At 52.1% G+C, this 13,240-nt stretch carries 15 protein-coding genes; 14 read left to right on the top strand and 1 reads right to left on the bottom strand.

Features of this window, described 5'->3' with window-relative positions; all coding sequences use genetic code 11:
* Positions 1-44: 44 nt before the first annotated feature.
* From ALB80_RS12980 to ALB80_RS12950, 8 genes are all read left to right on the top strand, one after another.
* Complete coding sequence (locus tag ALB80_RS12980) at positions 45-1,079, top strand: integrase arm-type DNA-binding domain-containing protein (protein ID WP_050604511.1); 1,035 nt, start codon at positions 45-47, stop codon at positions 1,077-1,079.
* Positions 1,080-1,269: 190 nt separating this feature from the next.
* Entirely contained in the window at positions 1,270-1,689 is a 420-nt protein-coding gene (locus tag ALB80_RS12975) for a hypothetical protein (protein WP_050604510.1), read from the top strand.
* Positions 1,690-1,744: 55 nt separating this feature from the next.
* The gene (locus ALB80_RS12970; RefSeq protein WP_157054210.1) at positions 1,745-2,359 is read left to right on the top strand and encodes a hypothetical protein; all 615 of its coding nucleotides are present in this window, start codon (positions 1,745-1,747) and stop codon (positions 2,357-2,359) included.
* Positions 2,360-2,411: 52 nt separating this feature from the next.
* On the top strand, positions 2,412-2,717 hold the full coding sequence (locus ALB80_RS22495) for a hypothetical protein (RefSeq protein WP_050604508.1): 306 nt from the start codon (positions 2,412-2,414) through the stop codon (positions 2,715-2,717).
* A 42-nt stretch (positions 2,718-2,759) separates the two neighbouring features.
* On the top strand, positions 2,760-2,933 hold the full coding sequence (locus tag ALB80_RS22205) for a hypothetical protein (RefSeq protein WP_157054209.1): 174 nt from the start codon (positions 2,760-2,762) through the stop codon (positions 2,931-2,933).
* Positions 2,934-3,053: 120 nt separating this feature from the next.
* Positions 3,054-3,698 carry a hypothetical protein gene (locus tag ALB80_RS12960; RefSeq protein ID WP_050604507.1) on the top strand — a complete coding sequence of 215 codons (645 nt, stop codon included), beginning with the start codon at positions 3,054-3,056 and terminating at the stop codon, positions 3,696-3,698.
* 19 nt (positions 3,699-3,717) lie between these two features.
* A complete protein-coding gene (locus tag ALB80_RS12955; protein ID WP_050604506.1) occupies positions 3,718-5,151 on the top strand; it encodes a hypothetical protein in 1,434 nt (477 codons plus the stop codon).
* Positions 5,141-6,082, top strand: a complete 942-nt coding sequence (locus ALB80_RS12950; RefSeq protein ID WP_050604505.1) for a metallophosphoesterase — start codon at positions 5,141-5,143, stop codon at positions 6,080-6,082. The genes ALB80_RS12955 and ALB80_RS12950 overlap by 11 nt, the downstream gene beginning before the upstream one ends.
* Here the strand turns inward: ALB80_RS12950 and ALB80_RS12945 are convergent, their stop codons facing one another.
* Positions 6,083-6,841 (bottom strand): hypothetical protein, encoded by a 759-nt coding sequence (locus ALB80_RS12945; RefSeq protein WP_157054208.1) that lies wholly within the window; start codon positions 6,839-6,841, stop codon positions 6,083-6,085.
* Between the two features lie 177 nt (positions 6,842-7,018).
* Here ALB80_RS12945 and ALB80_RS12940 point away from each other — a divergent pair, with 177 nt between their 5' ends.
* From ALB80_RS12940 to ALB80_RS12920, 6 genes are all read left to right on the top strand, one after another.
* Entirely contained in the window at positions 7,019-7,948 is a 930-nt protein-coding gene (locus ALB80_RS12940; RefSeq protein ID WP_050604503.1) for an SdiA-regulated domain-containing protein, read from the top strand.
* Positions 7,949-8,167: 219 nt separating this feature from the next.
* Positions 8,168-9,712, top strand: coding sequence for a ShlB/FhaC/HecB family hemolysin secretion/activation protein (locus ALB80_RS12935; protein WP_050604502.1), 1,545 nt, complete (start codon positions 8,168-8,170; stop codon positions 9,710-9,712).
* 922 nt (positions 9,713-10,634) lie between these two features.
* The gene (locus ALB80_RS22200; RefSeq protein WP_157054207.1) at positions 10,635-10,931 is read left to right on the top strand and encodes a hypothetical protein; all 297 of its coding nucleotides are present in this window, start codon (positions 10,635-10,637) and stop codon (positions 10,929-10,931) included.
* A gap of 246 nt (positions 10,932-11,177) precedes the next feature.
* On the top strand, positions 11,178-11,552 hold the full coding sequence (locus ALB80_RS12930; protein WP_050604501.1) for a DUF4345 domain-containing protein: 375 nt from the start codon (positions 11,178-11,180) through the stop codon (positions 11,550-11,552).
* A gap of 16 nt (positions 11,553-11,568) precedes the next feature.
* A complete protein-coding gene (locus ALB80_RS12925; protein ID WP_050604500.1) occupies positions 11,569-12,426 on the top strand; it encodes a DUF302 domain-containing protein in 858 nt (285 codons plus the stop codon).
* 280 nt (positions 12,427-12,706) lie between these two features.
* Positions 12,707-13,240 (top strand): amidohydrolase family protein (locus ALB80_RS12920; protein WP_157054206.1); only part of this gene is annotated, 534 nt, incomplete at its 3' end.

The following is a 13,240-nucleotide window of genomic DNA, read 5'->3' as shown; positions in this document are numbered from 1 at the left end:
AACGGCTGGCCCCGACATCGCCGAACTATTTAGGAAGCCCGGCAATGCGTGAAAAGAACCTATCAGCACGCGAACGTGCTTCAAATCACATCCAAGCCGCGTTGGACACGGGTGTCCGAGGCGAATTGCGCGAGCTCCTTAGAAAGGCAGCTGCATTGGCAGCAGGTGAACGCGTGACTGATGTGTCTGATTTGGAGTACCGCCAACTGACGATTGGCGGCAAACTCGTCGACAAGGATAGACCCGGTCTGCTGATGCGTCACGGCAAGCGCACCGGGAAAGTCTGGATCTACCGGTTCGAGCATCCTGACACCAAGAAACAGATTGAATTTCAGTTTGGCCGCTACCCCGCTATGTCCACGGCCGACGCGCGAGAGACGTGGCGGGGGCTGCGAGCTCAGCGGCTTGAAGGTAATGTGCCAACTGTCGCCACATCTAAATCTCCTAGTGCCCTGACCATGGGCGATTTGATCAAGCGTTACATCGCGGATTATGCGCGAGTGACCAAAGCCGCTTCGTCGTCTAAGGAGGATGAACGCCTCTTGGGCAAGTTTGTTCTGCCGTACTATGAGGATCTTCCTGCGGTGGAGTTCGACCACGAAGTAGCGAAGGCGGTCCTATCCAACATCGTCAACGCTGGCGCCTTGCGCGAAGCGGAGAAAGTCCGCTCGGTGCTCTCTACCATGTTCAACGTGGCCAGTGGGCGTACGCGAAAGATATCCACCCTTGACGGCACCTGGCTGCCTCCGGATCATCCCAATCCCGTTGGGGCAGTGACGCTACCCAAGAGGAACCCGCGTCAGCATACCCCAGGAACGCGCGAACTCCGCAATTACGTCCGTGGTCTCGATCAACTGGGGCAGCACGGCGAGATCCTTCGAATCCAGTTGGAGACCTTTGCAAGGATCGGCGAGGTCTCGTCCATGGAATGGGATGAAGTCGATTTCGATACTGGAACCTGGACACTGCCCGCCGTCAGGTCGAAGAATGGGAAAGCGCATGTCGTGATGCTCGCCCGACAGACCGTAGAGCGGCTTCGGGGCCGCGCTGAAACAGGCGTGTCGCACTTGGTCTTCTGAGGCTCGACTTGGTTTGTAGAACCACCATCATCGTATTCTCGGTCCTGTACCTGTTGGCGTTGGTTGCATTCTTGACGGGCACATTTGGCTGGTTGGGACAGGAACGAGACCCTTTGTCCGGAGCGTTCCTACTGCCGTTGGGACTACCTTGGATACTTGTAGCGGACTTAGTTTCGGAGTCCGCCAAGCCATGGTTCGCGGCGATTGCACCGGTGCTCAACATTTTGGCGCTGGTTTTCATTTGCTGGTGGGCTCGCAGTTTACACCAGAAATGAAGGCGGACCTCTGTCTCACCAAAAGGGAGGAAAACATGGGAAAAGTGATCTTGGGAATTGTGATCGGGCTCATCCTTGGCGTGGTTGGGGCTATGACGTTGGGTGGCGGGGCCGCGGTGGGTGTCGGTGTTGCGACAGGCTTGTCCGCCGGTGTCTGCACCACATTGAAAGGAGCACAAGCCGAGAACTTTATCACCGCCGAGCAAGCGGATCAGATCCTCAATCGCGTAAATTCCGAGATGGCATCTCTGCAAGGAATTGAAACGACAGGCGAGATCGTCGGCAGCGCACAGGCATGCGATGAGTTTCTGTCAAAGTTACGAGAAGCTAAATGAGGTTCCGCTTTGTACGGAACAAAACAGTAAGGACAAGCCAACAGGGAACCATCTGATGAAACTCGTTTTACTCAAGCTCCTCACACCCATGTTCGCAATCGCGGGCACAGCTGCTTTTGCAATATCAGAAGCCGACGACGCGTGTATCGACCATTTGCGGCAGGTTGGTGGACCAGACGGTCAATCCGGAACGATTGAAAGCTCTCAGTTCTCGGAAGCTGGTACGCTCGTCATGCTACGAGACGCAGGCGGAACACTTTGGCGCTGCATCGCGTACAAGGATGGTAGCATCGGCGAGATGTCGGTTGTCGAAGCGATGGATGATGGCGGTGGAGCCATGGCAGGCGCCGCCGGGTCTACTGGTAGCCAACGTGTCAAATTCGATGCTGGTTCCACCGGGGCCGAACTCGTTGGTGAACTCGCGCCCGGAGCGTCACAGCAATATGTTCTCGGGGCAAAAAACGAACAGTTTCTTTACGTCCGCGTTGCCCCGCGAAATGGCTCCTTAGACTACGTTATTCGTAACCCCGATGGTTCTGAACTGTTGGGATTAATGTCGGCGGACAAGGAGTATCGAGGGCAGCTTTGGCAATCTGGTGATCATGTTGTGGAGGTTATCAATCGCAGCAACTCTTCCGTCGGCTACAACGTAATTTTCGGAATTGAATAGGTGATCAACCAGAAACCCGGAAATGTATTCCCAAAGAAGCTAGGAAAAACAGATGAAACCCAAGTTCTTATTTGTGATCGGCACGGCGTGTACTGCTGCGCTTGCAGCATGCGACGAGAGTGACGGATCGGTGGATGCAAGTGCACCAACTGTAGGCAGCGCTAGCGATCTTTCGTCATTTGAAGGGGCAAGAGCGGGCCAAGCTGAAATGGGCATCCAAAGTCTCGGATTTGAACTCATCCGAAGCGAAGGTCTGACCTCGTACTGGTTTAACAAGGATACTGGTGCATGTGCTCGGATCACGACATCCGAGGGAAGGTACTCAGATGTAGCTATGCTGCCATCAAGTGACTGCTGACAAAATTCCATCAATCCCAAATCCAAAAGAAGGAGCTCAAACTTGCAATTCGACCTGGCACACGCGGCGGTCATCGTTGTCGCCTTAATCATCACTAACCTGGCATTGAAATCGGCTGGCGTGATCAACGAAGAAAACAAGCACCAATGGAACTGGAAAGTTGTTCTAGCCTACTTCGTAGTCGTCGTTATCATCAATCTCGTGTGGCCCATTTAAAGTTTCACAGCGGAAAGCTATTTGCCCACTTGATATGGTTGTCATGAACTAGCCTTTCCGACAAACTATCAGGTCGCAAGAGTTTGAGCATTAAAGGTTCAAGAATAGAAAGGATTTGGCATGCGGTTTTTGGCGTCCCTCATATTCATTGGTGTTCTCGCAACCGCTGCGAATTCTGACGTGACCAGTCGAAATGGCGGTCCAAGCAACAGTCAAATGCTTTCAAAGGGTGGTGACGGAGACATTGATGGTGTCGCTTTCTTTCGCCCAGTCTTAAGCGGAGTGTTGTATCGATCCGGTTTCAAGGGCGGCGACAAGGATCGAACTGGCCTAAGTGAAGGTCAACGCGAAACTCTGTGCAGTGAAGGGTTTTCAACAGGGTTTTATGCCGACTTCGGCAAAAACACTGAATACGGTCGCACCAGCTGCGGAAACGGATCCTTTGACTATCAGAGCGCCAGATCCTCCCGACCCGATGCTGTCATGGCGTCCATACACGAGGTGATTAAAAACCCTGGAAAGGGCCCTGTTCTGGTGCACTGCATGTGGGGCGTTCATTCCTCAGGTGCATTGTCGGCGATGGCGCTCGTTCAGTTTTGCGGTTGGACAGAAGAAAGGGCCAAGGAATATTGGAATGATGCCCGAAACGGAGCCCCTTGTTCAGGCGGGTGCGACCAGTGGATTGACTCAAAATTTTCCAACTTCAGTGTCGACCCAAAGTTGAAAATCTCCACCGAACAACAGGCAGCGATTTGCCCTAAATGATACCGGGAGGACTATTCAAATGAGGTTCAATCTTCTGGGGTCACTTGCTTTCATTGCACCCACTGCCTTGTGGGCGAGCGACGATGTTCTCGGTGAAGCCATGACATTTGATAGTCCCAATGGTGTTACGGAACGCTGCATTCGGATCGAAAAAGTTCCAACAGGCGCGTATCAAAAAAGCGATCTTGAGGAAGAAACGGCCTATTGCGACATCGATTTCTATACTTCCGAAATTGCCATTTGCCCAAAAACCTGGAGCACCAGCCCAGGAATGGCAGTCTACGATATTTCGGAAGGACCCTACGTTGGGAACCGCTCTGAGTTCGAGAGAAACGCTTGCAAGGAGGGCAAGTCGGCAAAAGAGCTGGCCAAGGACAGGATCGCCAAATTCAAATCCACCATGAACCAAAAGGGCACCAGTGGAACGTTTTCCACCTCGTCGTTGCTTTACTATCATTTCTCCAGATATTTCGACACGACTGTAAAAGTTCCAGTCGCCGTTTGGCGCAGCATGGACGCCCAGGCGCATTTTTCCGAGGTCGCAGAGCCTGGCCTTGCGATTTCTGGTGGCTCTCATGGCGGGCGCATGAACCATGAAGGCTGGCGGGTCTTCGCAGCTGCGGATTCTGACCCGAAATCATACCAGCCCACCGACGATCTATTCACCGCAGATCGAACGCAAATATATGGTGTTCTGCTTGATAGTCCTGGGCATCGATATGGCTCAGAAATCAACGGCACCCGCAAATCTGGTTGGGGAAAAGGTCAGAACCGCGATTTTCAGGAAACTCCCGCTTTCTTAGCTTTGCGTTCTTCTAGGCCATTGTCAGAGGCAATTGCAGAGGGCGTCGGAGAAGGTCGAAGAGACCGGATGATCAACAAGGATCTCGGTCCCGATGTCAGCGACCAACAGATGGCATTTTGGATGCAAGAACTCACCGAAATTGTTCTCCTCGACTTCATCTTTAGCCAGCAGGACCGTGTGGGAAACATAGACTTCACACCCTATTGGTATTGGGTCGAAGACGGAAAACTGAAGCAGAAGAAAGCCAAGCACCATGAGCCAAACGATGGAGATGTTCCCGCCGACGCGTTATTGATCCGTCGCAGCAATCTAAACGACAACGATGCTGGCGGGCGTGTCGAGTATGCCAACTTCGCGAAATCTACTCAAATGCTGGAGAAAATTCGCCACTTCTCTCCAAGCACGTACCGGCGCTTGGTTACATTGAATAGTGACCTTCAAACCCAAGGCCCGGTCTATGACTGGCTATCGCAAAGCTTTGGGTTGTCAGACAGTCAGATTGCACAAGTTGTCAAAAATACTGCGCTGGCAACGTCCATCCTCCAGAGCAATTGTTCAAATGGCGATTTGATGTTCGACTTGGATCCTGTCGTATTCTTTTTGAGAAACGGCACCGAGGTAGAGGCTGTGGACTGTTATGAACCGTAGGTGTTCTGCTCTTATTGCGGTGTTCATTTGGACCGCTCTGCTCGCCTGCAAAGCGGCGGCGTTGGATGTCATCGTCATATCGGATCTGAATGGAAGCTATGGTTCGGTAAGGTACGATGCCCGCGTCGAAAACGCGATTGAGCGCATAATTGAGATTGATCCAGATCTGGTTATTTCGACCGGAGATATGGTTGCGGGACAGCGCATTCCCAACTTGTCCGACAAACAGGTCAGGGATATGTGGAAGGCGTTTCACGAGGCTGTATCAGATCCTTTAGAGGCTGCCAGCATTCCATTTGCAGTCACGCCAGGAAACCATGATGCCTCTGCGTACCGTGGGTTCGAGCGTGAAAGAAAAATATACGCAGAGGAATGGACTCCGAGAAAACCAGACGTCGATTTCCTGGTTTCAGATGACTACCCGTTCTTTTACGCATTTGAGATGCAGGGCATTACGTTTGCGTCGCTGGATGCAACGACCCTAGGACCCCTATCCGGTGACCAGCAGGACCGTCTACAGGAACTGGGTGCAGACGGAGACCCGATTGTCACTTTCAGTCACCTCCCACTTTGGCCGTTCGCGATCCAGCGCGAACGCGAAATCATCGGTGACCCAACACTTGAAAAAATCTATCTGGAAAGCGGTGTTGTTCTGCATCTGTCAGGCCACCATCATGCCTTCTACCCCGGTTGGAAAGACGGTGTGGCTTATGTCTCTCAAGCTTGTTTGGGAGGTGGTCCGCGGCGGCTTATTGGCGATAGCGCCAGATCACCTCACAGCTTCACTCATGTTACGTTCCAGCCGAACGGAGAGTTTGGGATAGCAGTATATCGAGGCCCTGACTTCGAAAGGTCGGTAAACTTCAAGTCGCTCCCGAAAGAGATCAGATCCCCGAATGCGGTGTTGAAACGCTTAGACCTTGTGAAATGACTAGAGGTTGAGTTTCAGTTCGACTTTTTCAGGGACCAGATCATTTATCATCTCTTCGATCCGGGCTTCCGTCAGTCCACCCGAGGTGATGAAAAGCAATGAAACGCGAGATTTTCCGGGAACGTGGTGTTTTCTGACCAGCTTCCAGCCGGCGTCTGCGGCCATGACTTCAATGGCACCGCTAACTTTCAATGAGTGCTCTTCATCTGAAGCTTTGAGCGAAACTTCCACGCCCTTGTTTCGCCCTCCCAGCCAAATGAAGCACCAACACACAATCGCCACCAAAGTGGCCATCAACGGCAAGCCCAAACCGACCGCAAGACCAAGAACCGTTACGATTATCATTTCGACTGTATCGACAGGATCATCCAGATTGGAGCGGAACCTAAGCAACGCGCCGATACCAAAGATAACAAAACCAATCATTGACCCGTGTTGAACAACCAGGAATCCAACAGCCATGCCGATAAGCGCATAAAGGAAGAAAAGCCTTGGCATAACTATGTCGCTGACGCTTCTACGAGCTTTGCGTCTCACCGGATGATAGACGATCAAGCCAGTCAGAATGATCGTGACTACTACATCGAGAATAAAGAAATACAGTTCCTGTTGGCCACGAAATTGCGTCCATCGACGTTCGATGAGAATTTCCGATTCCGAAGCCCCTGCTAGCATCGTAGCAGGGTCGATTTGTGACAACGCAGCACTTGGCAACAGCACCATAAATAACCCTGCCACAAGGGGGAAAGTCTTGATCAACTTCACTTCCTTCCTGCTTACTCTAGCAGATTACGTGCCGCCAAAGGCACATCTTGTCCAATTCAATCGCAACAGGCGGGATCAGGTAAAGAGATTACCATGCATTCTTCGGACATCGCATCCGGACTGTGATACGAACGCTGATACAGGGATGTGGTCCAAGCGCGAGAAAATCCAATGTCAGAACACAAGCTGCTTCGGTCGGAACTTGGGTTTTCACGGTGCTTCCCCAAGCTTGGAACACTGGCTTCTTTTGCAAGCGCTACTGTTGCATTTCTGGCATGGATCGAGCTCGCCTACGCCGAAAGTCCCGGTTTGACTCTCATCGACTCATTCAAGGTGGCGGACAAATCGGAAGGCTTCTCGGAGCCTTCCGGATTGTCTCTGTCCAACGCCGAAGGCTTCTTGTGGTCAGTAAGCGACGCTGAACCTAAACTGCACCTAATTGGAATCGACGGGGCAGTAGGAAACTCTTTCAAGCTGCCATTATTGGCGGGATCAGATCTGGAGGGCGTCGCATCACGAAAAGACGGGTCTATTTTGCTGCTTCAGGAAACTGACCGATCAATTCTAGTCGTTCACCCAACCGAACCCATTCAATTGACAACAATACCTCTCACATCTCTTAAAGGTTACTCGGCCGCCGCTGAATTACTCGTCGGCAACCCATTAAACAAGGGACCCGAAGGTATCACTGTTGACCCGGAATCGGGGCGGGTCTTCATTGGCATTGAAGGACAACCAAGGTTGTTAATGGTCGTATCACCAGCGCTAGACGAAATTGTTGAGATCATTCCTTTAGCCCGCGATGCAGGTTTTATCTCCGAGCGTGTAGATGATGATGAACTGGATTTGAGCGGCCTAGCATGGTCCCCGTCCTCACGTTCTCTTTGGATTGTAAGTGACAAAGGCCGTCAAATCTTCGTCTACAATCCAGAGTCCAAGTCCGTAAAGTCTATCAGTTTGACATTCACAGAAGATGGCAAACAAAAGGAAGTTAAACATCCCGAAGGAATCGCTCTCGATGAGACCAAAGGGCTTCTCTATGTCCTAACAGACGATGCCAAGAAATCGCGGCTTTATGTTTTTGAGCAACCGGAATTGTGAGGGCTGTCCTACTAGTTCTCTACTCTAACTTGTTGAAAAGCCGGGTTGTGTAATTGAGCGCCGTCGTATGTGCGGCGTATTAAGTAAATCTGCGTTCTGTTCACTGTGTTTCTTAAAAGCATCACCCATCAATACATTCGAGTAGCGTCAGGTTCACACATGCGAACCACATAATAACATTGGACTTCAACATGCTCAGTCACTTTAAGGTTGTCAAAAATGCGCGTATTCAGCTCAGTTGTTTTTGCGATCATTTGCTCTCTTGTGGCCACTGCATCAGTTCCAAGAAGTAGCATTGCCCAAACCTGGGACATCGCATCCCAGCACTCGGTCAGCGGCGTAACGGTGTATGATGCGGATGAGCTGTTAACTTTTGCCGGTCAATTGGCCTTCAATCGGTCAGGACGCATCACAGCGGTGGAGGTCGCATCAACGATCACTCAGATCTACCGAGAAGACGGTTACTTCTTGGCTGAGGCCTGGCCCGGTCCCGATGGGCAGAGCATAATTGTTGATGAAGGGCGCATTCAAACCATCGAAATTGAAGGCGTAGATACGCGCACGTTCCAAACCCTAGAAAAGATCTTTCGCCCCCTCACCACCGCATACCCAATAACTCTCAAGCGATTTGAGCGGGCGGTTATGTTGGCCGAGGACATACCCGACTTGGACGTGTCGACTGAACTTGATTATCCGGATCAGGCTGGTGCTCGGCTGAGAGTATTGGGAGAGCCACTGCGAAAACAAGCCGGTAGTGCGACACTCGACAACCCTCCGCGTGAGCTTGGAGAAGCGCTCAGCTTCTATGTCGTACAAGAGTTTTATTCAACGCTGACCGTCGGGGATTTGCTGCGATTTGAAGGATCAGGCAATTACAATTGGGACAAAGACGATGAACACTCTTTATGGGGCGCTCTTACCTATCGCACGCCGCTGAACAGCAATGGTCTGTACGGTGAGATCTTCTACGGGAACATAAACGCAAAACGTGACCTCTCGGGGGACTTTGCGAGAACAGATATTGACGGCGAGAACTTCACAGTCGCGATGGGTTACCCCGTGATCCGCGATGTGGCCCGTTATGGGTATCTTCTGCTGGACTATCGCCTTTCAAAAGCGGACTCAGTCAGTGGTGGCGTTCCACTATCCAGTGACGCGAGTGTCGTTGGCCTTACATATCTTTACGGGCAAAACTATCCAAAGGGACAAGCTCTGGAAGCGGGGCTAACCTTATCTTTTGGCGATAATGACAATGAAACGACAGACGCGAGTTTTGACGACGGAGACTCCTCGTTCTGGCATCTACGAGGCGGCGTCGGATACGAAAGCCCTCTAACGGGCTTGTCGCCCAACACAGCTTGGCGCACCGAGATCTGGGGGCAGTACACAACAGACCGGCTGCCCTCAGTCGAAGAGTACTTCCTTGGTGATCGTTATGCTTTGCGCGGATATCGTTTTGACGAAGTGGATGGTGATTCCGGGATTTCCGCGATTTTCGAAGTGTCTCATTCCTACTTCCCCAGTTCCCAGAGCATACATCGCTTAACGCCCTTTGCCTTTTTCGACGTGGGGTACATCTCGAACAATGACCCTGCGAGTTTTGAAGTTGATAATGCTACACTGGCTTCGACAGGTCTGGGTTTGGACATTGAGTTTAAGCAAAATCTATTCCTGTCCGGATATGTCGGTGTCCCTTTGAGAGACGGTCCTTTGACCGACTCTGGCGATCCTGGCGCGTATCTTGCTCTGACAACAAGTTGGTGAGGATGTTATGAAACTGAACCGAATTGCTGTACTTACCGCAACTTGTCTAATTGCAGAACTGGCCGCTACTCAGGTCTTTGCCCGCGGAAATCACTACGGGTGGTGCCGAGGCGTAGGGAACCCACACCAGTCGAGCCAAGGATGCGGGCAGGCTGGTGGGCAAGGGGCAGGTAATCAAGTTACTGGCCCAACTCAGCCGGTGGCAAATCAGTTACCGCCTAAGGGAACGCAGCAAACGCCCACGTCCGTTACTGTTCCAGTCCTTGCGCCGGGCGCGGTCCCGAACGCGATTCCCAATCAAGTTCCTATCGCGACACCAATAGCGGTTCCCGGTCAGGTTCCCACGCCGGTAGTAGCGCCGACCCTAACTCCGCCTCTGGCACCAAACGCGACACCAAACCGGGTTCCGACAGCTGTTCCAAATCAGGTTCCGCCATTGGCTACTGGTCCCACCGCGGTGCCGCCGCAAGTTCCGACTGCAACTCCCAATCAAGTTCCGATAGCTATCCCTGGCCAGGTTCCGCCTCAACCAACCGGCCCAACAGCGGTGCCGCCACTTGTGCCCACCGCAACACCAAACCAAATACCGGTCGCAGTTCCTGGTCAGGTCCCACCTCAGCCCACCGGTCAAACTGCTGTGCCACCGCTCGTCCCGACTGCAACACCAACCCAGATTCCGGTCGCAGTGCCCGGCCGTGTTCCGCAACCCAGCGGCACTACAGCGACACCACCGCTTGTCCCAACCGCAACCCCCAATCAGGTTCCCACGGCGGTTCCTGGTCAGGTTCCACAGTTGACACCAAAACCTACGGCAACTCACGTGGCAGTCCCAGGGCATCCGAAACCACAAGGCGTCGTGACAATCATGCGCCCCAAGCCGAGGCCGACAACCGGTACTGTCCAGCAACCTGGCACAACACAAGTGACCCACCATTTAACCCACCAAAGCAATGCGAAGAAACACGATCACGTCGCAGCAACACCTGGGCGGCATGATCCGCACGACCTACCAAGGTTCCGCAACGAGGCGGCCAAGCAAGACTGGGAATGCGTCGCCAGTGGATTTGGACAGCGCCGTTATGATGCTGGGCGAGGCGTGTTGCTGAACAACGGAGCGTTGCGGCACCTCGGAAACGTGGACGCAATGGCACGCGATGTACCGGCACGACATCCAAAACACTCTGGCTGCATTATTTCGGTCAAACGAAAGCAGCAGTAGCGCCAGTCTGGTAAAGGCACATCTTGAAACCTTAGAGGAATTCTTCCGAGTGGGAAGCTGGTTTCCAACCAAGGTTAAGTTGAAGAATAGACATCAACCGAAGGTGTCATGTCTCAGAAGGTTAATGAGGCATACAATATACCTTTCTGAGTGCTGTTTGGGCATCCGGCTCGGATCATCGGATGCCCCAAAAAACCGACTAGGAATTTCGCAAAAAAGCGAAACCACTACGAGAAGGAGTCCTCCATGAGTTCTAGATTGGTCCTTCTGCTTGCTACCGTCGGCCTCGTGCCAATTGCGTTATCTTACGGTCTGATGCCCGGCAGTTCGATCCCAGTTTTGCTGGGATTTCCGGTGGAAGGGACGAACCAAACCCACGTGTTCCGAGCGATTATGGGTCTTTACCTGGCAAACGCGTTGTTTTGGTTGGCGGCCGCTTCGAAACCAGAATTACATCGCCCTGCGCTTTGGGTTCTGTTTTTGTTTATGTCGGGACTGGCCGTTGGACGCATGCTAAGCATTCTTATCGATGGAGTTCCAAACGGGCTACTTCTATTTTATCTTGCGGCCGAGATAGCTTTTGCAGCTCTGGCGGCGGTTTCCCTGAGAAAAGTACAATGAAACAGGAAGTGTTAAAGTGCTGAGGTTTTTCTTTGTTCTCTCGATGATTACAACAGCGTCGGTTTCGACATCCGGTCTGGCACAATCGTCATCTGTCCAGACTGCGGTGGACAAAAACTTTTTAGAGCTTGAGACTGCCGTTGTCGAAGTGGGAGCTACTCCAATCGCATCAATAGATCACGCGCGCTTGGCCAAAGCTGAAGGCGTAGAAATGCCAGCATCACGTGTACTCATTTTCTCTGATCCAGAGATAAACACGCCCATTCTGGAAGAGAACGTACGAGCAGGTCTGGACCTTCCTTTTCGCGTTCTCTCATTCGATCAGGATGGTCGCCCGCAGATCGTCTATACAGACTCTCAGTTTATCAAAGTTCGGCATGATCTGAATAACACCCAGGCGTTGAATTCGTTTCAGAGCAAGTTGCTCGAAGTTCTTAAGGACTTAGATGCAGCACCAGCGCCGACCAACGGATTGAATACTAACTATGGCATCATCGAACTGCGATCTCAGCTCAGCGTTACAGAGGCAGTGAAACGTCTCAGGGCGACTGTGATGCAGCAGGACGATACTGTCTGGTTTGGGGAAATCGATTTTGCGGCCGAAGCGTCCCACCTGGGGGTGGAACTGCCGGATGCAGTTCTCTTACTGTTTGGCGGACCAGCACCCGGTGGCGTGGCAATGACGGGCTTTCCGGCAATTGGTTTGGATGCCTTTTGCCAAAAACTACTGGTTTATGCGAATGAAGAGGGCGGCTCCGTAGTCATTTTCAATGACATCGCTGCCTTGGCAGAGTTGCACTACGGTTCCTCAGCCGAGCCTCATCACGGTTTGAACAAACGACTTACCTCAACATTTCAAACCGCAATTGAGTAGCCGCTGTTTGGAAACCGCAATAGAAGCCCGATACCGATTGGCCATCTTTTCATCGTGCGCTTTGTGCTCGATGAGCAAAATGACGATGTACGCTTTGGACGGCGAGTTGCCGGATGCAAGTGCAGCATGCCTTTAACTTTGCATTGTAGGTCTGGAATCGATGCAGAGGTTCACCAAATTGTTGCGAACATCCGCAATGCGGACAAAACAGACCTGGGCAAAAATATTGAATTGATCTGATACTTCATCGCCTTACGCTGGGGACACGGAGGATCAGGTCATGTACCGCACATTCGTTTCTTCAATTCTTGTGGTTATAGCCACGACCTGCTCAGCGCAGGCCTACGATATAGTAATAACGAACGGTCGGGTCATCGATCCTGAGACAGGTTTGGACGCCATCCGAAATCTAGGAATAAACGACGGGGAAATAGCCGCCATTTCTGAGTTTGCCATGGCAGGTTCGGTGGAGATCGATGCAACTGATCTTGTTGTAGCGCCAGGGTTCATCGATTTGCATGCACACGGCATGAACTTGGGCGACATGCGTATGCAGGCGATGCAAGGCGTAACAACCGTTCTGGAGTTGGAGTCCGGTATCCTCCCTATTGCAGATTGGTATGCTGAAATGAAACGGCAGCAGACACCACTGAACTATGGGGCATCTGCGGCTTGGACGTTTGGCCGAATAGCTGCGTTCACAGGTGAAGGGCCTGTTGCCGAACTATCCTATTTTCAAGATGCGCAGAGGTTCGACGATTGGAAAACACAAATCGCCGATCCGCTTCGCATGGTGGAGTTGTTGGACTTAGTC

This window comes from Ruegeria sp. 6PALISEP08 (assembly GCF_001238295.1).
GTDB lineage: Bacteria > Pseudomonadota > Alphaproteobacteria > Rhodobacterales > Rhodobacteraceae > Ruegeria.
This window is presented reverse-complemented; position numbering and strand designations above follow the sequence as displayed.